This window comes from Collinsella vaginalis (assembly GCF_900176655.1).
Lineage (GTDB): Bacteria > Actinomycetota > Coriobacteriia > Coriobacteriales > Coriobacteriaceae > Collinsella > Collinsella vaginalis.
The window spans coordinates 183,731-207,157 of sequence record NZ_LT838842.1 but is presented as its reverse complement, the minus strand read 5'-3'; the positions used below and the strand labels follow the sequence as shown (position 1 = coordinate 207,157).

At 61.8% G+C, this 23,427-nt stretch carries 23 protein-coding genes and 1 pseudogene; 20 read left to right on the top strand and 4 right to left on the bottom strand.

All coding sequences use genetic code 11. The features are described from left to right. Positions 1-474: 474 nt before the first annotated feature. The 3 genes from CAP13_RS00865 to CAP13_RS00855 all read right to left on the bottom strand — a co-directional run bounded on the left by CAP13_RS00865 (position 475) and on the right by CAP13_RS00855 (position 1,664). Complete coding sequence (locus tag CAP13_RS00865) at positions 475-693, bottom strand: hypothetical protein (RefSeq protein ID WP_085829793.1); 219 nt, start codon at positions 691-693, stop codon at positions 475-477. Positions 694-962: 269 nt separating this feature from the next. Continuing rightward, complete coding sequence (locus CAP13_RS00860; RefSeq protein ID WP_085829792.1) at positions 963-1,415, bottom strand: hypothetical protein; 453 nt, start codon at positions 1,413-1,415, stop codon at positions 963-965. Beyond that, positions 1,416-1,664, bottom strand: coding sequence for a hypothetical protein (locus tag CAP13_RS00855; protein ID WP_085829946.1), 249 nt, complete (start codon positions 1,662-1,664; stop codon positions 1,416-1,418). 291 nt (positions 1,665-1,955) lie between these two features. Here CAP13_RS00855 and CAP13_RS00850 point away from each other — a divergent pair, with 291 nt between their 5' ends. From CAP13_RS00850 to CAP13_RS00805, 10 genes are all read left to right on the top strand, one after another. Further along, on the top strand, positions 1,956-3,260 hold the full coding sequence (locus CAP13_RS00850) for an aspartate aminotransferase type Ic (RefSeq protein ID WP_085829791.1): 1,305 nt from the start codon (positions 1,956-1,958) through the stop codon (positions 3,258-3,260). Then, positions 3,257-4,033, top strand: a complete 777-nt coding sequence (locus tag CAP13_RS00845; protein ID WP_085829790.1) for a ubiquinone/menaquinone biosynthesis methyltransferase — start codon at positions 3,257-3,259, stop codon at positions 4,031-4,033. Before CAP13_RS00850 ends, CAP13_RS00845 begins: the two co-directional genes overlap by 4 nt. A 252-nt stretch (positions 4,034-4,285) precedes the next feature. After that, entirely contained in the window at positions 4,286-4,687 is a 402-nt protein-coding gene (locus CAP13_RS00840) for a hypothetical protein (RefSeq protein WP_085829789.1), read from the top strand. 8 nt (positions 4,688-4,695) lie between these two features. Further along, positions 4,696-5,385, top strand: a complete 690-nt coding sequence (locus CAP13_RS00835; RefSeq protein WP_085829788.1) for a tetratricopeptide repeat protein — start codon at positions 4,696-4,698, stop codon at positions 5,383-5,385. Between the two features lie 29 nt (positions 5,386-5,414). After that, positions 5,415-5,729 carry an STAS domain-containing protein gene (locus CAP13_RS00830; RefSeq protein ID WP_085829787.1) on the top strand — a complete coding sequence of 105 codons (315 nt, stop codon included), beginning with the start codon at positions 5,415-5,417 and terminating at the stop codon, positions 5,727-5,729. Positions 5,730-5,844: 115 nt separating this feature from the next. Then, the gene (locus tag CAP13_RS00825) at positions 5,845-6,492 is read left to right on the top strand and encodes a Sec-independent protein translocase subunit TatA/TatB (protein WP_085829786.1); all 648 of its coding nucleotides are present in this window, start codon (positions 5,845-5,847) and stop codon (positions 6,490-6,492) included. Beyond that, entirely contained in the window at positions 6,492-7,289 is a 798-nt protein-coding gene (tatC, locus tag CAP13_RS00820) for a twin-arginine translocase subunit TatC (RefSeq protein ID WP_179184866.1), read from the top strand. The genes CAP13_RS00825 and tatC overlap by 1 nt, the downstream gene beginning before the upstream one ends. Before the next feature lie 3 nt (positions 7,290-7,292). Next, complete coding sequence (locus tag CAP13_RS00815) at positions 7,293-7,643, top strand: hydrogenase maturation nickel metallochaperone HypA/HybF (RefSeq protein ID WP_085829785.1); 351 nt, start codon at positions 7,293-7,295, stop codon at positions 7,641-7,643. A 48-nt stretch (positions 7,644-7,691) separates the two neighbouring features. Next, complete coding sequence (hypB, locus tag CAP13_RS00810; protein WP_085829784.1) at positions 7,692-8,375, top strand: hydrogenase nickel incorporation protein HypB; 684 nt, start codon at positions 7,692-7,694, stop codon at positions 8,373-8,375. Between the two features lie 269 nt (positions 8,376-8,644). Further along, positions 8,645-11,197: a DNA topoisomerase I gene (locus CAP13_RS00805; RefSeq protein ID WP_085829783.1), complete on the top strand. Its 2,553-nt coding sequence runs from the start codon at positions 8,645-8,647 to the stop codon at positions 11,195-11,197. A 200-nt stretch (positions 11,198-11,397) separates the two neighbouring features. Here CAP13_RS00805 and CAP13_RS00800 read toward each other — a convergent pair whose 3' ends face one another. Then, positions 11,398-12,312 carry a LysR family transcriptional regulator gene (locus CAP13_RS00800; protein WP_143764857.1) on the bottom strand — a complete coding sequence of 305 codons (915 nt, stop codon included), beginning with the start codon at positions 12,310-12,312 and terminating at the stop codon, positions 11,398-11,400. 226 nt (positions 12,313-12,538) lie between these two features. Here CAP13_RS00800 and CAP13_RS00795 point away from each other — a divergent pair, with 226 nt between their 5' ends. The 10 genes and pseudogenes from CAP13_RS00795 to CAP13_RS00755 all read left to right on the top strand — a co-directional run bounded on the left by CAP13_RS00795 (position 12,539) and on the right by CAP13_RS00755 (position 23,269). Beyond that, a complete protein-coding gene (locus CAP13_RS00795; RefSeq protein WP_085829781.1) occupies positions 12,539-13,972 on the top strand; it encodes a non-oxidative hydroxyarylic acid decarboxylases subunit C in 1,434 nt (477 codons plus the stop codon). A 17-nt stretch (positions 13,973-13,989) separates the two neighbouring features. Then, positions 13,990-14,196, top strand: coding sequence for a non-oxidative hydroxyarylic acid decarboxylases subunit D (locus CAP13_RS00790; protein WP_085829780.1), 207 nt, complete (start codon positions 13,990-13,992; stop codon positions 14,194-14,196). A gap of 65 nt (positions 14,197-14,261) precedes the next feature. After that, positions 14,262-15,659: an SLC13 family permease gene (locus CAP13_RS00785; RefSeq protein ID WP_085829779.1), complete on the top strand. Its 1,398-nt coding sequence runs from the start codon at positions 14,262-14,264 to the stop codon at positions 15,657-15,659. A 140-nt stretch (positions 15,660-15,799) separates the two neighbouring features. Beyond that, the gene (locus CAP13_RS00780; RefSeq protein ID WP_085829778.1) at positions 15,800-16,372 is read left to right on the top strand and encodes a UbiX family flavin prenyltransferase; all 573 of its coding nucleotides are present in this window, start codon (positions 15,800-15,802) and stop codon (positions 16,370-16,372) included. Between the two features lie 54 nt (positions 16,373-16,426). Beyond that, positions 16,427-17,386, top strand: coding sequence for a prenylated flavin chaperone LpdD (locus CAP13_RS00775; protein ID WP_085829777.1), 960 nt, complete (start codon positions 16,427-16,429; stop codon positions 17,384-17,386). A 154-nt stretch (positions 17,387-17,540) separates the two neighbouring features. Next, positions 17,541-19,022 (top strand): UbiD family decarboxylase, encoded by a 1,482-nt coding sequence (locus tag CAP13_RS00770; protein WP_085829776.1) that lies wholly within the window; start codon positions 17,541-17,543, stop codon positions 19,020-19,022. Positions 19,023-19,052: 30 nt separating this feature from the next. Then, complete coding sequence (locus CAP13_RS00765; RefSeq protein ID WP_245798847.1) at positions 19,053-19,847, top strand: DUF554 domain-containing protein; 795 nt, start codon at positions 19,053-19,055, stop codon at positions 19,845-19,847. 84 nt (positions 19,848-19,931) lie between these two features. Beyond that, complete coding sequence (locus CAP13_RS00760; RefSeq protein ID WP_179184864.1) at positions 19,932-20,795, top strand: MerR family transcriptional regulator; 864 nt, start codon at positions 19,932-19,934, stop codon at positions 20,793-20,795. 200 nt (positions 20,796-20,995) lie between these two features. After that, positions 20,996-21,061: pseudogene (locus CAP13_RS10440) on the top strand (zinc-ribbon domain-containing protein); the annotation flags it as partial. Between the two features lie 477 nt (positions 21,062-21,538). After that, on the top strand, positions 21,539-23,269 hold the full coding sequence (locus CAP13_RS00755; RefSeq protein ID WP_245798846.1) for a hypothetical protein: 1,731 nt from the start codon (positions 21,539-21,541) through the stop codon (positions 23,267-23,269). The last annotated feature ends 158 nt before the right edge of the window (positions 23,270-23,427 follow it).

The window sequence follows — 23,427 nt, the reverse complement described above, 5'->3', positions numbered from 1 at the left end:
TCCCAGTGAAGAAGGTCCTCGAAAACGTACGTACGGTCCCCTGTGCCGAGCGCCGGGGTCTTCATGTGGGAAGGCCCTCGAAAACCTATATTGAACCCCATATTCAGGCAAAACGGCCTTTGAACGGCATCCAAAGTACGTTTTCTTGCTCAGTTCTCTCGCTCAGAGTTGCGTCGGGCATACCGCCCAGCGGGACATCGTTCTCCATGCCAATCGGCGTGGCCGTGTCCTGTGCGGAATCCGCCGGGGGTGTGCTCGCGCCCCCGTTCACCCGGTGCGGGAACCTCCGCGTGCATAGAAGTCCTCAAAAACGTACTTTGGACCGCTGATCCAGGCATAATTGCCTAAAAATGACGTCTAAAGTATGTTTTCCCGCTTAAATTAGCAGGTCACACCGTGAGATGCATCACGGTAGGTGGCTTCAATGTGCGCAGGGCCTACGGACACTGTGCCGGAAACCCGCAAACCTGCAGGTCAGTCCTTCTTCCGCAGACGCAGGACGATGGCGATGATGATCACGAGCACGGCGACGCCGATGAGCCCGATGACCAGCTCAGGCGAGAAGGTGTCGTAGGCGTTCGGCAAGACCCTCCCGAAGACGGCGGACATCGTCGACCCCATCGAGCGCATACCGCCTTCCCAAGCGCTGAGGCACGCGCCGACACCGAAATAGAGGCCAGGAAGATTGCACATGGACGCTCCCATCGCTCGGATTCTCAGATCAGCTGCAATATAGCACGTTCGCCTGCGAGGACGGAGGGCGTCAGCAGCGGACGGCCATCCTGCACGACGTTTCACACCCCGACGGCAGAACTGGCTCGCTGCGGCCATCATCGGCCTGTTTGCGCCGTCATGTCGACGCAGCCGGCACGTACCGCTTGCCATCTCTGTCACGGCGACACACCCGACAACGCATCCCGTCGAGACCGGCGGCTGACCTGGCAACGTCCTCCGATGCCCGCTTAGAACCGCATCAGCTGCGCGCGGATGGCCCCCACCTGCTCGATCGCCGCACGGACGCGGTCGCGGGCACGCTCGATCTTGTGCTGCACGTAGATGTCGGCGAACACGTTGTCGAAGAAGATATCCATGCCCGAGGCGAACCCGCCGATGTCGAAGCGCAGTAGCTCGGGATCGTTCACGTCGGAGAGCTCGCGGGCGAAGGCCCTCACTGCATCGCGGGCCGCGTTGAACTCGTCTTCGGCATCGTCGATGCGTCGATGCTTGATCATCGAGGTGATCATGCCTCCGGCGAACATATCGAACAGCCCCCAGTTGCTCGCCGAGTTGAGCTTCTCGAGCGCGCGTTCCATGTGCTCAATGGCGATGTCCGCCGCGTGGATGGCCTCGGCCCGCTCACGGATCTGGGAGCTTTCGGTATCGCCGGGCTCCTCCTGCCGTCGGTTCACCGCCATCTACTCCACCGTCCCATACAGCCCGCCCCAGCCGTGGGCTGCGAGCGCCGAGTTGATCTGATCGCACAGCCGCGGTCGGCTGTAGGCGCCGGGAGGCAGTAGGTTCACGATCTCCAGGAGGTCACTGGGGAAATCGAGGGTCTCCGCCTGCACGACCACATTTAGACGATCCACCGTCTTGCGTCCGATGAACAGGGAGTCAACCAGCTTCTGCAGCTCGCCGAAATCCTCCGATTGAAACGCCTCCATGCGCACGGCGTCCCCTTTCGTACGGTTTTCGCCCTAATCTACCATGACCGCCCGGGCGGCGTGTCAGGGCGTCTCGCCGGTTCCTGCGGCCCCTTGAAAAGCACAGGCCCCGTGTTTCTGAAGCGTTGGGCTGCGGCGCCTTTGTGTCGGCGAGATCGCGCGGCCCCTCCCGTGTGGTCGAGATCAAGACGCCGCGACCCTGGGTCCGTCCCGCTTCCCCGTCATGCGCGAGGGCTATACTCATCCAAGCATGCCCGTATGGGCACCGCCGTTGTGATCAGGAGGCCTGCCATGCCAACCGTATACCAGCAGATGAGCAGCGACGACCTCGCCGCCGCCCTGGCCGATCTCCGCGCCCAGGTGGACGCCGTCCGCGCGCGCGGGCTCAAGCTCGATATGGCGCGGGGCAAGCCATCCCCGGCTCAGGTGGATATCTCCCGACCGATGCTCAGCCTGGTGGATGCGGCATCCGATCTGCACGATGGGTCGGTCGATTGCGGCAACTACGGCTGCTTCGAGGGAATACCGAGTGCCCGGGCGCTCGCAGCTGGCTTCCTCGGCTGCCCGGCTGATCAGACCCTTGCCCTGGGCTCGTCATCCCTGCTCATAGAATACGAGGCGCTCAGCATCTTCTGGCGCGCGGGCACCTGCGGCAACGCGCCGTGGTCCGCGTACTCCACGGCCCATGAGGGCCGCCCGGTGAAGATCCTCTGCCCTGTCCCCGGGTACGATCGTCACTTCGGGATCTCAGACGATCTGGGCATCGAGAACGTCCCCGTGCCCATGACCGCCGAGGGCCCCGACATGGATGAGATCGAGCGCCTGGCAGCCTCCGACGACGCGATCAAGGGCATCTGGTGCGTGCCGAAGTACTCGAACCCCACGGGCGTCACCTACACCGAGGAGGTCGTGAGGAGGCTCGCCACGATGCCGACGGCCGCGGCGGACTTCCGTATCCTCTGGGACAACGCCTACTGCGTGCACGACCTCTATGACGAGGGCGACGAGCTCGCGAACATCTTCGAGATCGCTCGTGAGGCGGGGACCGAGGACCGCATGGTGGCCTTCGCATCCACTTCCAAGATCACCTTCCCGGGAGCGGGCATCGCCTTCCTGGGCGCCTCGCCCCGGGTCATCGCCGAACTCTCCGGTCATATGAAAGCGGGGCTCATCAGCGCCGATAAGATCAATCAGCTCCGTCACGCGCGCTTCCTGCCCGATATGGACGCCGTTCGGGCCCACATGCGGCGGCATGCAGCCCATCTCCGGCCCCGATTCGAGCTCGTGGAGCGCACGCTCAGCGCGGGGCTGTCCGGCACCGGTTGCGCAACCTGGTCGCATCCGCGAGGCGGCTACTTCGTGAGCTTCGATGGTCCCGCCGGCTCGGCAAAGCGCATCGGCGCCCTCTGTGCCGGGATGGGGGTCACCCTCACGCCGGCCGGTGCGACCTTCCCCGGTGGGCATGATCCCGCCGACACCAATATCCGCATCGCCCCGAGCTACCCGGATGAGGACGACCTTGCGGCTGCCCTGGAAGTGCTGGTGCTCGCGACGCGTCTCGCCGCGGCGGAGTTGGCGTGGCAGGAGCGCGCGTGAGCGAGTTCAAGGCTGAGCAGGGGGCGGATGAGCGCCCGCCGCTCTTCGCGGATCCTGGCGGCGGAGATGCTGCGGGGGCCCATGCGGCCCGGGTCAAGGGGATTTTCTCAGGGATCGCCCGCCGTTACACCTTGTTCAACGCCCTGTCGAGCTTCGGTATCTACCGCAGCTGGCTCACGCGTATGGCCCGTATCGCCGACGCCGGCCCTGCGGATGTGGTGCTCGACGTCGCGGGCGGCACCGGGGACGTGGCCTTCGAGCTCTGTGCTGCCTGCCCGCCGGCACGGATTGAGCTCACGGACTTCACACCCGCGATGCTCGAGGTGGCGCGAGCTCGCATCGAGGCGGGGGCGGCACGAGGCGTCCCCGTTGTCCTCCGGGAGGCCGATGCTCACAGCCTGCCGTTTAAGGACGGATCCTTCACGATGGTGACCTGCGCTTACGGCCTGCGCAACTTCAGCGACCGGCGTCGGGCCATGGCCGAGGCCGTCCGTGTGCTCGCACCCGGCGGACGGTACGTGGCGCTCGAGTTCGCCACGCCGCCGAACCGCCTCTGGCGCGCCTTGTACCGCTTCTATCTCACGCATATGATTCCGCTGATCGGAGGGCTCGTCACAGGGGACCGGGCGGGCTTCGTGTACCTGCGCGATTCGATCATCGGCTTCCCAGGGCAGGGCGAGATCGTACGCGAGCTCGAGGAGGCGGGGTTCTCCGAGGTGACCTACGAGCAGCGGACCGGCGGCATCGTGGCGATCTACCGGGCGGTGAAGTAAGTCCTCAGCAGGAGGAGAGGCTCCTGCCGCGCAGGTGACCGGGGCGCTGCGCTCGCGCTCGTAGCAGCGCGCCGCGATGCGGTGCAGACGATGCGGCCGCGCCGACAGTCCGGACACCCGCCCGCGGATTCACCCAGCGCCCGCGTCGCGCCGGCGTTGTCCCTTTCATGCAAACGAGGGCCTCGGGTGACGCGTGTCCGCATGGGACGTTACAATAGCGCGCATACACGAGATGATGATGGGAAGCTGGGCATGTCCGACGAGTTCTTCGATGACGAGCAGGAGCTGATGGAGGCCGCCGCCGGTCGGGAGGAGCCCCCCGCCGAGCAGGCTGCCGCCCGTGGCCGCCGTCGCGGCAAAGGTGAGGGGCCCTCGGCCGACGCACCCAAGGCCGCTCCGGAGCCCTCGGACCGCCCGGTCCGTCAGGCGCCGCCGTTCTGGATGGTTCTCGCCATCGCGGCCATCGCCCTCATCCTCGGCATCGTCATCGGCTACCTTCTAGGCACCTCGGCCACGCTCGCCGAGTTGAGCCAGGGCGCGCAGACCGCTACGAGCACCACGTCGTCAACCCAGCTTCCCGAGGGCCACCCCGAGCTGAACGTCAACGAGGACGGGACCGCCAGCGTGGCGGGCTCCGGCTCCTCCGCGCAGTAGGAGGGCAGATGGCGTTCAATCGCAATCAGACCAGGCGCATGCAGGTGGCGCTCGTCCTGGGCGTGCTCGCCGTCGCCGTGGTTCTCCTCATCGTCGTTCTCTCCGGGGCGCTCACGCCCCGCGCCGCAATGCCATCGGGCAGCTCATCTGCCGCCTCCGCCACCACGGCAGCCGGCGCCACCTCGGGAACGGCGAGCGGGAGCGAGTCCTCCACCGATGTGGACGCCTCCTTCTCCGTTACCGAGCAGCAGCTCAAGGCACAGTACGAGGCAGACCCGTCCAACCCCGCCGCCCTTCTGAACCTGGCGAACGGCTACTTCGACTGGGGGGCCGCCGCCATGGGCGCGGCAACCACCGATGAGCAGCGGGCACATGCGCGCGAGCTCTTCAGCAAGGCGATCGACTCGTATAATGAGTATCTCGACAAGAACCCCTCGTCCAAGTCGGTGATCGTCGACCGGGCGATCTCGATCTATTACACCGGGGACGTCACCCGCGCGATCCAGGAGCTCGAGACCTTCACCCAGGAGGATGGCTCCTTTGGCCCCGCGTGGGCCAATCTGGGCATGTTCTACGAGGGGGCGGGGCGCACCGATGACGCCCGGGCTGCCTACGAGCGCGCCATAGAGGCCGACCCTGACAACACCTACCAGGTCAAGACCTACGCACAGCAGCGTCTTGACGCATTGGGAAGCTAATAGAGGCACCGATTCTGAAGGAGCAGAGCATGGAGCTGAGCATCACCACGAACCCCTCTCCCGAGACCTATGTCATCGCGATCTCGGGGGAGATCGACATCTCCAACGCCGGAAAGGTCCGCGACGCCATTGACCTCGCCCTGGAGCAGCCGACCGACCGGGTCGAGTTCGACTTCTCCCAGGTGAGCTACATTGATTCCACTGGTATCGGCGTCCTGGTGGGAGCCGCCCACCACGCGGCCGACCACAAGAAGGCTTTCGGCGTGACGAACGCCCAGCCCAACGTCCTGCGTGTCGCGCAGCTGCTCGGTGTTGACCAGGAGATTGGCATCAGCGCCGCATAAGCTCTTCGTTCCGGAGTGCCGGGACGCGTCGCATCGGGGTTATACTCGATCGAATGCGTACACACTCCCGGGCTCGCTCGTGCGGGCCCGCATACAATGGCTCGTGGAGGTCCATGTGTTTGGTATAGGTTCCACGGAGCTGATGATCATCCTGGTCTTCGGCTTCCTCCTGTTTGGGCCCGATAAGCTGCCCCAGATGGGGCGCACTATCGGCCGGGCGCTCCGTCAGTTCAGGGAGACGCAGGAGCGGATGACCTCGATGGTCCAGTCGGAGGTCATAGACCCCATGGCCGCAGCGGTTGAGAATCCGTCGAAGCCCAAGAAGGCGGCCTCGAAGGAAACCGACGAGGATGCCGACGCCGAAGACACGCAAGGGCCGCAGCGCAAGGAGACCTTCGCCGAGCGCCGTGCGCGCCTGGCCGCTGAGAAGGCCGAGCGCGAGGCTGCCGCAGGGGAGGGCGCTGCAGCTGAGGGAACGCCGGCCCCTGAGGGCGCCGACACGCCCGAGCCCGCTGCCGAGCAGGTTGAACCCGAGCCTGAAACCGAGCCCGCGGTGCGCACGACCGCCGATCTCTATGCACGCCGTCCCCGCAAGCGCCCGGCGGCGTCCGGTTCTGAGACCCCCGTCTCGCCGACCGCGACCGATGCGTCAGCCGCCCCGTCGGGGGGCGCCAGCGAGGAGGACTCCGGCTCCGTTGAGCCTGTCGCGACTCCGGAGGCGCCTGCCTCGGAAGACGCTCCCGCGGAAGGGGGTGAGCGTTGATGCCCATCGGACCCGCGCGCATGCCGCTCTTCGACCATCTCGGAGAACTTCGCCGTCGCCTCACGATCGTCGTGGTGTCGGTGCTCGCCGCCACCATCGTCATGTACTTCGCCGCACCCACCATCGTGGATGTGCTCACCGATCCCATCGAGCCCTTCCTGAAGGGGCGCGACTTCGTGATCACGACCTCGCTCGGCGGCTTCGCCATCAAGTTCGGCATCGCGCTCAAGGTCGCGATCGTCATGAGCACGCCGATGATCATCTGGCAGATCCTCGCGTTCTTCCTGCCGGCTCTGAAGCCCAACGAGCGCAAATGGGTGGTTCCCACGGTGCTCGCCGCCACGGGCCTCTTCTTCCTCGGCATGGTCTTCTGCTACTTCATCATCGTGCCGGCCGGCTTCGAATGGCTCATCTCAGAGACGGAGAGCATCGCCGCGGCCCTGCCCGAGCTGCAGGATTACATCAACATTGAGATTCTGCTGATGATCGGCTTCGGCGTTGCCTTCGAGCTGCCACTGATCGTGTTCTACCTTGCGGTCTTCCATATCGTTCCGTATGCGAGCTTCCGCGCGGCATGGCGCTACATCTACGTGATCATGCTCGTGGTCTCGGCGTCCATCACCCCTGATGCGAGCCCGGTCACCTTGATCTTCATGTACGCGGCCATGCTCTCGCTTTACGAGATCTCGCTTGCGGTCACGCGCTTCGTGGTCGTCGCCCGCGAGGGAAAGGCCGGGCTCACCAAGAGCCGCCTCACCTTCCTCTCCGATGACGACGAAGACGAAGGGGATGCGTAAGGCGTGCACGAGGTAGGCATCGTGGACGGGGTGCTCCGCACCGCGAGTGAGACGGCGCGCGCCTCGGGCGCGACCAAGATCGTGTCTGTGACGCTGCGCATCGGAGACATGCGCGAGGTCGTGCGTGAATCGCTCGACTTCGCATGGGAGGCCCTGCGCGAGGATGATCCGCTCACCGCTGAGGCCGAGCTCATCGTCGAGGAGGTCCATCCGCGGAGCGCCTGTGTGAGCTGCGGGAATGAGTTCGATCACGACCGGTTTCACCTGCGCTGCCCCGTTTGCGGCAGCGGGCAGACGCTCACCCTCAGCGGTCGCGAGCTGGACATCGTCTCCATGGAGATCGAGACCCCCTAGACCGGGTCGTAGGCCCATCGGGTCGACGGGGGAGTGAGGAGTCACATCATGGCGGAGAAGAAGATCGATATCGCGAGTCCGATCCTCTCGCGCAACGAGCGCCTTGCACAGGAGCTGCGTGAGCGGTTCGCCAGCTCGGGCACGTTCGTCGTGAACGTGCTGTCGAGCCCGGGGTCAGGGAAGACCTCCACGATCCTCGCGATCAATGAACGCTTGCGGGACGTGCATGGCCTGTCGTGCGCTGTCATCGAGGGGGACATCGCGTCCGACGTCGATGCAATCACCATGAAGGAGGCCGGGATGCCGGCTATCCAGATCAACACCGGCGGCCTCTGCCATCTCGAGGGGAACATGATCCGCGAGGCCGTTGACGCGCTCGATGCGGGTGTGGGCCTCGACACCATCGACGTCATCTTCATTGAGAACGTGGGCAACCTTGTCTGCCCGGTCGACTTCGACCTGGGCGAGGACCTGTCCGTGATGATCCTGTCCGTGCCCGAGGGGGACGATAAGCCTCTCAAATACCCGGGGATCTTCCAGCATGCGGGTGCCATCCTGCTCAACAAGATCGACGTGGCCCCCGCCTTCGATTTCGATCTCGAGGGCTTCTCGGCCACGCTTGATGACCTGAACCCCGAGGCCCCGCGTTTTCAGGTGAGCGCCACGCGCGGGACTGGCATGGACGACTGGGTGGCTTGGCTTGCGGCGCGTATCGCTGAGCGTCGCGCGTGAGGCATGTAGCAACGAGTCACCTCCCCAGCGCTGAGTTCGTAGGTCGAGCGGAGCGTCGGGTTTTGTGGCCCTGAGGCCTCAGAATCGCCACATCGGTAAAACTCGGGTGCGCGGCGGTCGGAAATCGGGGCATATACGGGGCATACAATTTCGGGGCTTGACGCGCCGTGTATACTTGGTGTTTCAGTGACGCTTTCTTGCCGGCGGCTCCACTGTTGCCCCGGTGCCAGAGCGTCGCCCCTCCGTACACGCAGGTAAGGAGCCTCCCTTTGAAGCTCGTCGTCGCAGAGAAGAACATAGCGGCCCAGAAGATCGCGCAGCTGCTCGCCGAGGCGGGTGCGCCCAAGACCGATAAGGTTTACAACACGCAGGTCTACCGGTTCAAGGTGGCAGGAGAGGAGTGGGTCTCGATGGGGCTCGCCGGTCACATCCTGGCCCCCGATTTCCCTGATGAGATCCATTTCGACAAGAAGAACGGCTGGTACGGCGTCACCGAGGACGGCGAGATCCTCCCGGCCGATGTGCCTGACGGCCTCGCCCGCCCGCCATACGACACCAAGCGCCGCCCCTTCCTCGCGGACGGCATCAACATCAAGGGGTGGAAGGTCGAGAGCCTTCCATACCTCACCTGGGCGCCGATTGTGAAGAACCCGGCGGAGAAGGAGATCATCCGCGTCCTCAAGAACCTGGCGAAGAAGGCCGATTCGGTCATCATCGCCACGGACTTCGACCGTGAAGGCGAGCTCATCGGCTCCGATGCGCTCTCCCAGATCCGCGAGGTGGCGCCGAGTGTGCCGGTCTCGCGCGCCCGGTACTCCGCACTCATCAAGGGCGAGGTCACGGAGGCCTTCGCGAACCTTGTCGAACTCGACCAAGACCTCGCCGATGCCGGTGAGAGCCGCCAGTACATTGACCTCATCTGGGGTGCAGTGCTCACACGCTACCTCACGCTCGCCAAATTCGGCGGCTTCGGCAACGTGCGTTCCGCCGGGCGCGTGCAGACGCCTACACTCGCCCTGGTGGTGGAGCGCGAGCGCGAGCGTATGGCCTTCGTCCCCGAGGACTATTGGCAGATCCGCGGCATGGCCGAGCACAGTGGTCAGGAGTTCAAGATCGCGCACGCCACGGCCCGGTTCACGGACAAGACGGCAGCCGAGACCGCTTTCTCCCACGTTGACGGCGCCACGAGCGCGACGGTGACGACAGTTGCCAAGCGTTCGCGCAAACAGGCGCCGCCGACGCCGTTCAACACGACCTCGCTGCAGGCGGCCGCCGCGGCCGAGGGCATCAGCCCGGCGCGCACGATGCGCATCGCTGAGAGCCTCTACATGAGCGGCCTCATCTCATATCCGCGCGTCGACAACACCGTCTATCCGCGCTCCCTCGACATCGCCGGTATCGTGAGCGGCCTCGCCGCAGCGAATCCCGCGCTCGCTCCCGTCTGCAAGAAGGTGCTCGCCGGGCCGCTCAAGCCCACGCGCGGCAAGACCGAGACCACCGACCACCCGCCGATCCACCCTACGGGCCAGGGCAACCCCGAGAGCCTCGACGGCGGGCAGCGGAAGCTCTACAACCTCATCGCGCGCCGCTTCCTCGCCACCCTCATGGGGCCTGCGACCATCGAGAACACCAAGGTGACGCTCGACGTTGCGGGTGAGCCCTTCGCCGCTTCAGGAGACGTGCTCAAAGAGGCCGGCTTCCGCGAGGCCTACCCGTACGGGCTCAAGCGCGACGAGCAGCTGCCGGCGCTCTCTGAGGGCGATGCCGTCTCCGTGCGCGATATCGCGCTCGAAGCGAAGCAGACCGAACCGCCGGCGCGCTACTCCCAGGGCCGCCTTGTGCAGGAGATGGAGAAGCGCGGCCTCGGCACGAAGTCGACGCGTGCGAGCATCATTGAGCGGCTCTACCAAGTGCGCTACCTGAAGAACGACCCCATTGAGCCGAGTCAGCTCGGCATGGCGATCGTGGACGCCCTCTCCGAGTACGCACCGCGCGTGACCACGCCCGAGATGACCGCCGAGCTCGATCGCGACATGACGTCGGTGGCCGAGGGCCACGACACCCAAACCCATGTGGTGGACCACTCCCGGGCCCTGCTCGCCGGGATGCTCGACGAGCTCATCGAGCATAAGGACGATCTCGGCGAGGCCATCTCCGATGCGGTGACGGCCGATGCCAAGGTGGGCACCTGCCCCAAGTGCGGCCGGGACCTGGTCATGAAGACGAGCGCGAAGACGCGCGGGAGCTTCATCGGCTGCATGGGCTGGCCGGACTGCGACGTGACCTATCCGGTGCCGTCGGGTGTGAAGGTGAGCCCGCTTGAGGGCGAGGCTGGCGTGTGCCCGGAGTGCGGCGCGCCCCGTATCAAGTGCCAGCCGTTCCGCCAGAAGGCCTACGAGCAGTGCGTGAACCCGAAGTGCCCCACCAACTACGAGCCCGATCTCAAGGTGGGGGAGTGCCGTGTCTGCGCCGAGGCCGGCCGCCATGGCGATCTGATCGCGCACAAGTCCGAGCGCTCGGGCAAGCGGTTCATCCGCTGCACGAACTATGACGAGTGCGGCGTGAGCTATCCGCTGCCGGCGCGCGGGAAGCTCTCCGCAACCGGGGAGGTCTGCGAGCACTGCGGCTCGCCCGAGGTGATCGTCGAGACCGCGCGCGGTCCCTGGCGGATCTGCGTGAATATGGACTGCCCGGGCAAGGAGAAGAAGCCGGCCCGCGGTCGAGGCGCGGCTCGGAAGCCGGGTGCCCGCAAGACGGCGGCGAAGAAAGGCGCGACGAAGAAGACGACGGCGAAGAAGTCTGGGCGCGGCACAGCGAAATAACAAGGGGATTTACATGCAGATTTGGTGGGCTGGTGCCCTGTGATGCCGGCCCATCGTTGTAAAGAAGGACGCTTCTCTCACGGTCTAACCGAGCCGCTTCCTGCTTCATCCTTATCCATCGCAGCAAGATCGCAGCTGGGCGAGCGGGGACACCCAAGCGTGACGCCCAACGGGCTCCAGTGAGCGTTTGATCGTATCAATTATGACGACGGGGGCCCATCGGCTCTCAGTCCGTGGGCGCGAGAGTCCTCTATAACGAAATCAATGAATGTGCGCTCAACTGCGGTTATTGGTTTTTCCGCAAGCCAGGCAAGGCCTAAGGTAGAGCGCAAAGGATGCTTAAAGGGGATTCCGATGAGATCGCCGGTAGGTGCGGACGCCAGGAGGCGCCGAGGCAAAACAGTCACTCCCATATTGTTTCGCACCGCTTTGAGGAGCATTCGATGACGGGAGTGGTGTAGGGGGGTGTTCGGGAAAAACCCTTCCGCCTCGCAGGCACGCCGAAAAATCTGCGTTACATCTGATTTTTCCTCAAGCATGATGAACTGTTCATTTCGCAAAGACTTTAGATCAATCGTACGCTCGATGCTCAGCGGGTTGCGTCCGGAACAGATTACGATTAATTCATCGGTCACGATCGGAGCGGTGAGGAACTCACTCCCTATCAGATCAAGGCGCAAGAGAGCGAGATCGATCCGGTGGCGTCTGAGCTTATCCTCGAGGTTTTCCTGACTCCGCTCGATGTACTCGATTTGCACAGATGGATTGCGCGCCCAAAACGAGCTGAAGGAATCAGAGAGCCCGTATTCATCGGTAAGCGGCAATGACCCCACAATAAGAGGGTACTTATCCTCCTCCCGATACATCTGAAGTCGGGCGGTGGCGGTGCGGTAGTCAGAGACTGCGCGGCTGGCATACGTGTAGAAGTCAAAACCCGCCTGGGTGAGTTCGACGCCGTTGCGCGTCTTCTTGAACAGTTTCGTGTCGAGCTCACGCTCAAGTTGAGACATCTGCTTTGATAGTGATGACTGGGAGATGAAGAGCTTCTCCGCTGCATCGATGATCTTTCCCGTTGCAACGACGGTGAGGAAGGCCTCGAGCTTTCTAATATCCAATGCGCACCTCCTGCCTTGGCATGATGCCAATATAAGACGCTACCAGTAAGATCTGGTATCGCATATCAATTTGAGAGCCGTATCTTTCCATTTTGGAATAATCATCATCTAAGCCATGTGCTTATTCCAATTCGGCAAAACGTTGTTCCAAGAACGCGTTTCATCATTGTGTTTTTACCTAGATATTTGAATAGCCAATAGGGCAGTCCTGGGGAAAGGAGCTTTCATGACCAGGGTCTATCAAGATCTCCGAACATTTCTCGAGGTGCTAGAGGAGGAGGGGCAGCTGGTTCATATTACCGACGAGGTGATGCCTGAGCCTGATATCGGCTCCGCAGGTCGCGCAGCGAGCCGCATGCCAAATGGGCCCGCAGTTATGTTCGATCACATTTTGGGATATCCCGCGGGTCAGAGAGTTGTGACGAACGTTCACGGTTCCTGGGCAAACCATGCGCTTATGATGGGAATGCCAAAGACTGCAAGCACGAAAGAGCAGTTTTTTGAATTGAACCGACGTTGGGACAAGTTCCCCGTAAAACCGCGTGTGCTCGATCGCACTGAGGCGCCATGCAAGGAGAACGTGATCGATGGAGATGTGAACCTTTTTGATCTCCTGCCTCTTTATCGTATCAACGACCAAGACGGCGGCATGTTCCTTTCGAAGGCCTCTATCATCACCGGGGATCCGTCCGATCCAGGGAACTTTGACAAACTGAATGTCGGCACCTACCGCATCCAAGTTAAGGGTCGCGATCGTATTGGGATGCAGTGCTTGGCTATGCACGACATCGCCAAGCAGCTTGCAGAGGCGGAGAAGCATAACGAGCCGTTCCCCATCTGCGTCACGCTTGGAAATGCTCCGTTGGTAACCTTCATGGCCTCGACTCCCATTGGGTACGCGCAGAACGAGTACGAATTCGTAGGCGCCCTTAACGATGGGGTGCCCACCGAGATCGTCAAGTCCGACCTCTATGACCATCTTTATGTCCCTGCAGGTGCCGAGGTTGTGCTTGAGGGCTATATCATGCCGCGCGTTCGCACCTGCGAAGGTCCCTTTGGGGAATTCCCCGGCTCATATTCCGGCGCCCGATCGCAGTGCGAGGCCAAGATCACACATGTCACCTACCGCACGAACCCGATCTTTGAAAACCTTTATCTCGGTATGCCTTGGTCGGAGATCGACTACCTTATGGCCTTGAACACCTCGGTGCCGATCTTCAAGCAGCTCCAGCCCGATTTTCCTGAGATAGTCGCCGTGAATGCGATGTATACGCATGGCTTCACTGAGATCATTTCAATTAAGCCGCGCTACGGCGGCCAGGCAACAGGCGCAGCGTTCCGCTTGCTCTCGACCCCGCATGGCATGCCCTATTGCCACAATGTGATTCTCGTTGATGACGTGGTCGACCCCTTTGACCTCAACCAAGTTATGTGGGCGCTTTCTACACGGGTTCGGCCCGATAAAGACGTCAAGGTGGTTCCTAACTGTGCTGGCATGCCGCTCAATCCTTCTGAAGAGGTGCCCGGCATGACCGCGAAGCTCATCATCGACGCCACCACCCCAGTTGATCCAGAGCCGAATACACGTTCCGTTGAGCTGCTGCGAGACCCAGTGAAGACTGAGGAATACACAAAGATCATCGCAGGTCTGATGGCCTGAACCCGAGGGGAGTACATATGAAATGCCCGCGTTGTGATCACGATCAGATAGAAACCATCGCCACCTCGCCGATCGAGGGCGCTTGGGAGGTTTATCAATGCGATCGCTGCTTCTATTCCTGGCGTTCGACCGAGCAGCCTCATATTGACGAGGTCTTTAAGCTCACAGCCGAAAATATCGAGCGGCTGCAGGTCATTCCACCTGTACCACCGCTTGAGTCCTAGCTGACGGTAGGCGGGCCTCTGCGCTTTGCGGCAGCGGGCCCGCCATCTTTTTGGGAAGGAGAACCATGGAGAATGCGAAAGCTCTTCTTAACAAACGCGTTGTCGGTCTTGTGGTGGGAATCGCTGCGGCTGCTCTAATCTGGTTTTTACCCCTAGATGGCCTGAGCATCGAGGGTAGGAAGTGCCTGGCATTGACGGTTATGACGGTCATCTTCTGGGCCTGCCAGGTTGCACAGGCCGGTTTTATCTCAGGGGTGATGCTCGCCCTGATGGTGATTTGGAATGTCGCCGAGCCCGCAGTGGTTTTCAAGTCTTGGACTGGATCGACCATGTGGCTCGTGGTGGGAGCATATCTGATAGCAAACGCAGTGAAGACCTCGGGCTTGGGCGAACGAATTGCCTATACCTATATGCTCAGATTTGTACGTGATTATCGAAGCGTTGTCGTTGGCATCTTCGTCCTGACGCTCATCATGTCGCTCTTGATTCCTCATCCGTGGCCTCGGGCGTTTTTGATCATGTCAATCATGTCGATCATCATAAAAAGTTCAGGTGTGGAGACTTCCGACGCGGTCAAAATTGGCTTCGCGGTGTTTGCTGCCTCTGTGCCTCTTTCGCTCGTCTTCCTGACCGGCGACTCTGTGATCAACCCTCTTGCTGTGGCCAACTCTGGGGCCGAGGTCTCTTTCCTTGACTGGTTCGTGTACATGGGCCCACCTGCGCTTATATCGGGCATTTTAACCTGCGGGCTATTCTTGGTCCTTTTCCGCCCGCAGCAAGAGATATCGATTAACAAGGACGAGATCAGTTCAAAACTCGAGGGGCTCGGGCGCATGAGCGGTGTAGAACGTCGAACAGTGTTTTGGATCGCTCTCGCTATCGTGCTGTGGCTTACTGACTCTATTCATGGGATCGATATAGGTTGGATCACATTGATCATCGGTATGCTCATGGCCATGCCCCTCATCGGGGAGGTCGTGCGTGCCCCCGATTGGTCTGCAGTGCCCATGCAGGTGCTGATCTTCCTGACCGCTGCCATTGCAATCGGTGTTGTTGGGGGAGCGACGGGTATGAATGCTTGGATCTCGGAAACGCTGTTTCCTCCCGTGGCCCCGGATAACATCTTTGTGCTCGCAGCGTTCATCACGGTGATCTCGATTGTGCTTCATATGGTGCTCGGAAGCGTAATCGCGGTCATGGGTGTTGCCGTGCCGGCGATTCTGGCCTTCACAGCTCCGATGGGACTGCCGCCCATCGTGCCGACATTTATCTGCTACATGGCGATCGCCGTGCACTACCTGTTCCCCTTCCAGCATCTGAACATCCTCGTTGGCGCCAGTGAAGACACAGGGGGTTACACGCAAAAGGAGACCGTGCGCTTCGGAATACCATTGACGCTGATCGTATTCGTGATCACAGTTGGCGTTATGGTCCCCTATTGGATGCTCATCGGTTTGCTATAGATACGATGCAGGTAGGTTGACGCCGGCAGTTTGCCTCTTGGCCGGACGGCGGGTTTTCAGGACTTGCTCGTACAGCGACTATACGCTTCACACTTACGTGAAAGGTTACGTGTAGTACCACCTTTCAAAGGAGGACGGATATGGATACGCGTCGCATCATCGTCGGGGTGACCGGGGCGACGGGCGTGCAGATGGCGCTGTACCTCTTGCGGGCCCTCGCCGAGTACGATGACGTTGAGACCCATCTAATTGTGAGCGATGGGGCGCGGCGCACATGGGAGCTTGAGTGCGATATTCCATTCCAAGAGCTCCTCGACTGCGCGGACGTGGTGTACGATTCCCACAACCTTGCGGCGGATGTCTCGAGCGGTTCATACCAGACAGACGGCATGATCGTTTTCCCATGCTCGATGAAGACCCTCTCTGCGATCGCCACTGGGTACACGGACAACCTTATCGCCCGCGCTGCCGACGTCTGCCTCAAGGAAGGTCGTCGCGTGGTACTCTCCCCACGTGAGATGCCGCTCGGCCGCGTGCACCTGCGAAATCTGAACAGTGCTGCTGAATATGGTTGCATCATAATGCCGCCGATGCTGACGTTTTATAACGGCCCCGTTACCATCGAGGACCAGATCTGGCATGTGGTCGGCAAGATCCTCCGCCAGTTTGGCCTCGAGCCCCGGCATTTTAGAGCCTGGGAGGGCGCGGAATAGGGCGCGCGGTCTCCCGGGCTACGCAGTGTGGTCTGAGTGGAAGGGCGGTAGGGCATGTCGAAGATGCATACAGCGACGGTGACGGCGGGATCAGGCCGTTTCAGGCTCGAGGCGGTGCTCACCGTGACTCCGCGCGGTATTACGGTGACAGCGTGCTCCCCTGATCACGCGCACTTAGGGGCTACGGCGCAGGCCATCCCACGGCCCGAGCCAGGGCGCACGGCGACCGTGAGCATCCTCGCGGTCCCGTGCCATCGCGACGAGATCCCGGCGCACGACATCGCCGCCGCCCTGGCCACCCGGTTTAAGATGCCAGCCGCCGTGAGTACGGGGTTTCATGTGGATTCGGCCACGGATGCCGATATACAGACATTCATGGAGACGACAAACGAGCTCATCGATGCCCTTATCGCGCACGTGGAGCAGATACGGCGCGCGACTTGGGAGGATGACGAGGAGGTCGTCGCGGTCACAAAGGATGGAGTGGAGACAGGCACTCTCTCCCGTGATAGTGCGCACACGGGTCTTGGCATACTGCATCAGGCATTTATGGTTTTCCTTGTAGAGGGCGCTGGTGAGGATGCGCACCTGCTTCTTTGCAGGCGCAGCACGGCTAAGCGCCTGTGGGGAGGGGTTCTTGCCGACTCATGTTCCGGGCATCCCCGCCCGGGGGAGGGTATCGAGACGACAGCCGTGCGTCGGCTTACCGAGGAGACCGGGCTTGCGGCTGCCGACGTTTCTCTCAAGGCAGCCGGGCATATCGTGTACCGCGAGGACCATGGGGACGGCCATGCTGAGCACGAGTGGTGCGCGGCCCTTGTGGGTCGCATTCGCAGTGGGGCGTCGCTCGACGTGAATTCTGAAGAGGTGTCGGAGCTGCGCCGCATTCGCCTGACGGAGGTTGACGCTTACCTGCAGGGTGTGCCTGAACCCCTGGCTCCTTGGACGGCGGCCGCACTGCGAGATCCTGGGATCCGCGCCGCAATCGAGTCGGTTGCGTGCGAGGCGGTGTAGCGTGCGCCCACCATCTTTCGAGCGGCGCTGCAACCGCTCGCCGTCGGCGAACGGTTCTCCGCAAGCTTCCTCTTGAACGTGCAGCGACTTCACGTCTCACACTCAAATGCAAGGTTCGGCTCATCCAGAACCGGCCAGTGCGATTGGAGGAACCATGCCAAACAGCGTGCGCGATCTTCGGAGCGCCATCGAGCTTCTGAAGACCCTGCCGGGTCAGCTCATCGAGACGGATGTTGAGGTGAATCCCCACGCGGAGCTCTCCGGCGTCTATCGGCATATCGGCGCCGGTGGAACCGTTGCCCGTCCCACCAAAGAGGGGCCGGCGATGATCTTCAACAACGTTGCCGGCCACGAGGACGCTCGCGTCATCATTGGGCTCCTCGCGAGTCGTGAGCGCGTGGGCCATCTGCTCGGCTGCAGCCCCCGTCGCCTTGGTTTCCTGCTGAATGAGGCGGTGGAGCACCCGCTTCCCGCTGAGCTCGTTGCCGAAGGCGAGCAGGTTCCCTGCCAGGAGGTTGTGCACCGCTCCGACGAGCCGGGCTTCGATATCCGTAAACTCGTTCCCGCTCCGACGAACACGGAGGAGGATGCCGGCCCCTACATCACCATGGGCATGTGCTATGCGCACGACCCTGAGACCGGCGAGCACGATGTGACGATCCATCGTCTCTGCCTGCAGAGCGCCGACGAGATCTCGATGTATTTCGTTCCTGGCGCGCGTCACCTCAACGTGTTCCGCGAGAAGGCGGAGAAGGCCGGCAAGCCCCTTCCCATCTCGATTTCCATCGGTGTCGATCCGGCCATCGAGATCGGCGCTTGCTTCGAGCCGCCCACCACGCCGCTGGGCTACGATGAGCTGCAGGTCGCTGGCGCTATTCGCGGAGAGGCGGTCAAGCTTGCTCCATGCCTCACCATCGATGAGCATTGCATTGCAAACGCCGAGTACGTGATTGAGGGCGAGCTGCTGCCCGGTAAGCGTATCCGTGAGGATATCAACACGAATACGGGCAAGGCCATGCCCGAGTTCCCCGGTTACACTGGCGCCGCCAAGCCTGAGGTCCCCATCATCAAGGTCAAGGCTGTCACTACGCGCAAGAATCCGATCATGCAGACCGTGATCGGCCCCTCCGAGGAGCATGTCTCCATGGCGGGCATCCCCACCGAGGCTTCCATCATCTCCATGGTCGAGCGCGCGATGCCCGGTCGACTGCTCAATGTCTACGCCGCGACGCCCGGTGGCGGAAAGTACATGGCCGTGCTCCAGTTTAAGAAGAGCATCCCCTCCGATGAAGGCCGCCAGCGCCAGGCCGCGCTCCTTGCATTCTCGGCGTTTCCCGAGCTCAAGCACGTATTCCTCGTTGATGAGGATGTTGACCCGTTCGATCTCAACGATGTGATCTGGGCCATGAACACCCGTTTCCAGGGTGATGCGGACGTCATCACGATTCCTGGGGTGCGCTGCCACCCTCTCGATCCGTCGAACGACCCCACCTGTGATCCGTCCATCCGGGACCACGGCATCGCGTGCAAGACCATCTTTGACTGCACCGTGCCCTTTGATCAGAAAGATCGCTTCCAGCGCTGCAAGTTCATGGATGTTGATGCTGCGCGCTGGGTCCCTGGGTTCACGGACTAGATCCTGCTTCAGGCCGTGTCCGCGTAGGGCGTGCGGGCACGGCCTATATTGAACGAATCATTGAATGAGAGGGCGAACCATCTATGGCCTTTCTCCTTCTGGTGTGATCATCAACGTCTCAGCCGTCGTACTCGGTGGTATTTCGGCGGCCTTCTCGGACCGAAGCTTCCGCGTGATCTGCGTGCCACGCTCAACCTCATTTTCGGAGCCTGCTCCATGACGATGGGCATCTCCTACATCGTCAAGCTCCAGACCCTCCCTGCGCTCATGCTTGCGGCGATCGTTGGAACGGCCGTCGGCCATCTCGTGCATCTTGAGTCTGGCATCTCAGGGGTGGCGCGCAAACTGCAGGGGCCTGTCGCCGCGCTTGTGAAGTCCGATCCTTCGGGTGACCTTTCCGAGGATGAATGGATGGATCGCTATATCGCAGCAGTGGTGCTGTTCTGCGCATTTGGTACGGGCATCTTCGGTGCCCTGCAATCCGGTCTTACGGGAGACCAGTCAATTCTGGTCTCCAAGGCGATCCTGGACTTCTTCACGGCGGCTATATTCGCCGCAGACCTTGGATTCATGACGCCGCTTATTGGCGTGCCGCAGCTTGTGGTCTTGATGGCGCTTTTCCTGCTCGCGGGCTATATCCTGCCGCTCACGAATGAGACCATGATGGGGGATCTCCGTGCCTGCGGTGGCATTCTCATGCTGTGCACGGACTTGCGCATCTGTGGGATCAAGAGCTTCCCTATCGCAAACATGTTGCCCGCGATGGTCATCATCATGCCGTTGAGCTGGCTGTTCACCTCCTTTATCCTGCCGCTGCTCGGCTAGCGCTACACTTACACCTGGGTCCGCTGCATGTTTCAACGGGCCCAGGTAGCCGCATGGGCATGCGTTCACAGGGGAGGTTCGCACATGGAGGACGCACCTGAGGGGGACGCGATGTCTGCGTACTATTCTGTCGGTAAGATGGCGAGCCTCTTTGGCCTTTCCCGCCCAACGCTTATCTATTACGACAACATGGGGCTCTTTCGTCCAGCCCGCGTGAGCGAGTCGGGAGCCCGTCTATATCTCCCTACGCAGATTCCAACGCTCCGCTTGATCTGCCTGCTCAAAGACTTGGGAATCGAGCTGAAGAGGATCGCGGAGATCATCGACCTCAAGCGGACCGACCAGCTAGTTTATTACCTCAGCGAGCAGCGTCAGCAGGTGGATATACAGATCGAGGAGCTCACAAAGCGACGCGCCCTCATTGACCAGCGAATTTCGTTTCAGCAAAAAATTGATGACTGGCTGGCAAGCGAGGGGAGGCCGACGCTTCGAACGTATGAGCGGAGGCGCGTGGTGACCGAGCCGTTTGGGGAGCGCGAGGTGGTCGATCGCTCCGTATTGCATCCAACCCTTGTGAGAAGTATGAGAAAACTGCGGGGAGGAGAGCGAATCGCCCCTGTCTCAGGGTTCGGCACGATGCTCACGTTGGAGGGAGTGCGTTCGGGCAAGCCTCTCAGCGGGGGCCGGACCTTTGTGGTGGTGCCTGACGAGGTGAACGAAGAAGAGCTCGATGATGTCGTGGAGTTGCCGGCTGGTATCTACGTATGTCTGAGCTATCGCGGGATGCCCTATGATGGTATGGGGAGCCAAAAGTTGATGTCGTGGCTCTCAGAGCATCGGTTCGAACCCGAAGGCGATCTCTTTGACTTCTGCTTGCTCGACACCTGCTCGTATGACGAAGAGCATCAAGAAGACTTTTGCTGCATTCAGGTGCGCATCAAGGAGTGAGATGTAGCTCAGTGCGCTGGCAGTGCGGGGCGAATGTCCCGCCGAATGCATCGGCCGGCCATCGTCCATCAGATCCCTGACAATTGATCAACCCTCCTGTTGCAGCAGTATGCGAAACTCTACATGTTGTTTCAATTTGTTGGAGGAGAGCGGCCTCAAGGGGGGCATATGTCCCGTCTTGAGGCAGGTGGGGGGCTGTGATGTATTGCACGACGTGTGGCAGCAAGCTGCCTGAAGATGCAAAATTCTGCGTCACGTGCGGCGCGCCGGTGGACGGCCCTGCTGCGGGGGCCCAAACGGGAGCCGAATCGTCAGGCGGGTCAAGTAAGACCGATGACGCACCGTCGACGCTCCCCGTGGAGGGGACCGTGGCAAAAGGTTGGGCGGCCGCTCCATCAGGCACGTCGTCCTGGCCAGCGCCTCCCGCCACGTCGGCCCCGTCTCCGTCGGCGGGTGGTTCGAAGCTCAAAAAGAAGCACGTTCTCATTGCGGCAGGCGCCCTGGCGGCTGTCGCCGTCGTCACGGCGGCCATCGTCGGCGTTATTTGGTTCACTGGCATGCGGAATGTGACCGCTGCGTTCGGTCAGGAAGCAGACGTGCCTCTATCCAAAGCCACGCGCATCATTCCCAGGAATAAACAGAACGAGCCCCTCAGCTCATACACCGTCATAGTGGTGCGCGTGGGCGAGCCGTCTGCCGGTGATGATACGCGGGCTTACGCGGTGGATACCACGCCGTACCACATGCCTGTCTCCACAACCGAGGGCTTCTCGTTCGAGCAGATCAACGCGGCTATTCCCAACGGGCGCCATATCTGCTACATCGCGGACACCTCCGCAGGGGCGCAGGAAGATGCCACCGAAGACGAGGGCACCATTCAGGTGGGCGAGGGCGACAGCGTCGTCACGCTGACCAAGGACACGCCCTCGTTTGCCGTGGACTACGGTGAAGACAACCGGGAGGCCCCGGAGAGCGTCACGATGAATGAGCCTGAGAGCGGCCAGGTGAGCGTGGCCGCTCCGGTGAAGACCGCTGATCCCAGACAGGAGGCATACAAACTCTACCTCGATAAAGTAAATGAGTATATTGCGCGGTACGGTGAGCCGGGCTTCGGGCAGGGCAATACCCAAGATGAGCAGATCGGAACCGGACTCATCTTCGCGTACCTGAGGGATTTCGACGGAGACGGTCTTGAAGAGCTGATCCTCGGCTACCGCACAGATGGCAAGGTCCTGCCGCTCGACGTCAACTCGTACGCGTTTGAGGTCTGGGCTGTTCAAGATGATGAGCTCAAGTTGGTCTACAACGAAGATCAGTCGTTCTACCACGGTCAGGATATCTTGACGGGGTTCGAGGTGGTCTCCCTGGATGACCAGCCCGTCATGATGACGACGGTATACGGGGGAGGCGAGGAGGCCGGTGATGAGGTGAGCTGGAACACCTGCTACCGCTATAAAGACGGCGCCTTCGCCCCCATCTGGTCGATCGAGAGCAGGAACAACATGATCAAGGGGACGTCGAGCCAGACCGTGAACGGCGCGGAGGCAACGTCCGAGGAGTACATGCGGGCGCTCGACGAGCCGCAGGTGTCGGCGTTCTACTCGATTGCCGGCCCGAAGGATATGGGGCGTTGGTACGAGTCCATCGCCAACACCGCCGATGGTCGGGACTACTCGGTTGAGGAGACCGTGGCCATGACCCAGGAGACGATCGCCACGATCAAAGAGCGGGCTCAAGGAGGTTCGGATCAAACCTCGGCGGCCGCCTATCAGGCTGCAGACGTGGTCGAGCGCCATGCCGTCACGGTATATGGCAACGGTGGCCCAAATGATACGGCCCAGTTCGAGACAGACTGGGCGTATCCGCAGTTCGAGGTTGTAGGCGGCTCGACATCTCCGGAACTTGAGAGCTTGAATGCCCAGATCAAGAGCGACTATGAGCAGGCTCTCGAGTGCCAGGAGGGCATGACCTACGACACGGCCCACCCAAGTGACGGCTCGATCGAGCAGACGGTGCACCGTTTCGACAGGACCGTTTCCATCTCAGGGGATGTTGCCTACGTCCGCATCGAGCATCGCAGCAGCTACGGTGGCAGCACGGCCCCCACCTATGTTTACGGCCGCTACTACAACCTGAGGACCGGCAAGGAGATCCCCGCGACAGACGCCCTGGGGCTGAGCAGGGAGGAACTCATTCAACTCACCGTTGACGGGGCGGTCGCCTGGGCGAGGAAAGCGGGCAGGGAGCTGAGGGATTGGGACGCGAAGAGCGCCGAATGGCACCTGTTTGCCACCGATGCGACGTTTGTCTACCGCACTGACGATGCGGTGGTGGCGAGTTTCCGGGAGGATCCCTTCCAGCCGGGGGCCGAGTTCGTCATCAAGGCGCTGACGGACAGCGTCCAGGTTGGCGACCAGCTGATCCGCTCCGATGCGCTTGGCGCAGACGGCAGCGTCGTCTTCGAGAGGCAATGAGACGTTGGCACGCGCCGACAGCGGAGAGGGCAGACATCTGGGTGATGTAGCCGTCTCCACCGCAAGGGGCCTGTGTCCGGGTATCGCGTTATGATGGGGCGAAGCAAACCGGGCGGGCGTGCCCTCATGTCGGCGCCGCCCCCGCATTCGCAAGGAGC

Coding starts and splice junctions, on each gene's coding strand:
- CAP13_RS00780 (WP_085829778.1), top strand. CDS start 15,800: ATGGATACGCGTCGCATCATCGTCGGGGTGACCGGGGCGACGGGCGTG.
- CAP13_RS00785 (WP_085829779.1), top strand. CDS start 14,262: ATGGAGAATGCGAAAGCTCTTCTTAACAAACGCGTTGTCGGTCTTGTG.
- CAP13_RS00790 (WP_085829780.1), top strand. CDS start 13,990: ATGAAATGCCCGCGTTGTGATCACGATCAGATAGAAACCATCGCCACC.
- CAP13_RS00865 (WP_085829793.1), bottom strand. CDS start 693: ATGTGCAATCTTCCTGGCCTCTATTTCGGTGTCGGCGCGTGCCTCAGC.
- CAP13_RS00795 (WP_085829781.1), top strand. CDS start 12,539: ATGACCAGGGTCTATCAAGATCTCCGAACATTTCTCGAGGTGCTAGAG.
- CAP13_RS00775 (WP_085829777.1), top strand. CDS start 16,427: ATGTCGAAGATGCATACAGCGACGGTGACGGCGGGATCAGGCCGTTTC.
- CAP13_RS00850 (WP_085829791.1), top strand. CDS start 1,956: ATGCCAACCGTATACCAGCAGATGAGCAGCGACGACCTCGCCGCCGCC.
- tatC (WP_179184866.1), top strand. CDS start 6,492: ATGCCCATCGGACCCGCGCGCATGCCGCTCTTCGACCATCTCGGAGAA.
- hypB (WP_085829784.1), top strand. CDS start 7,692: ATGGCGGAGAAGAAGATCGATATCGCGAGTCCGATCCTCTCGCGCAAC.
- CAP13_RS00860 (WP_085829792.1), bottom strand. CDS start 1,415: ATGGCGGTGAACCGACGGCAGGAGGAGCCCGGCGATACCGAAAGCTCC.
- CAP13_RS00760 (WP_179184864.1), top strand. CDS start 19,932: ATGGAGGACGCACCTGAGGGGGACGCGATGTCTGCGTACTATTCTGTC.
- CAP13_RS00855 (WP_085829946.1), bottom strand. CDS start 1,664: ATGGAGGCGTTTCAATCGGAGGATTTCGGCGAGCTGCAGAAGCTGGTT.
- CAP13_RS00755 (WP_245798846.1), top strand. CDS start 21,539: ATGCCTGTCTCCACAACCGAGGGCTTCTCGTTCGAGCAGATCAACGCG.
- CAP13_RS00835 (WP_085829788.1), top strand. CDS start 4,696: ATGGCGTTCAATCGCAATCAGACCAGGCGCATGCAGGTGGCGCTCGTC.
- CAP13_RS00830 (WP_085829787.1), top strand. CDS start 5,415: ATGGAGCTGAGCATCACCACGAACCCCTCTCCCGAGACCTATGTCATC.
- CAP13_RS00840 (WP_085829789.1), top strand. CDS start 4,286: ATGTCCGACGAGTTCTTCGATGACGAGCAGGAGCTGATGGAGGCCGCC.
- CAP13_RS00770 (WP_085829776.1), top strand. CDS start 17,541: ATGCCAAACAGCGTGCGCGATCTTCGGAGCGCCATCGAGCTTCTGAAG.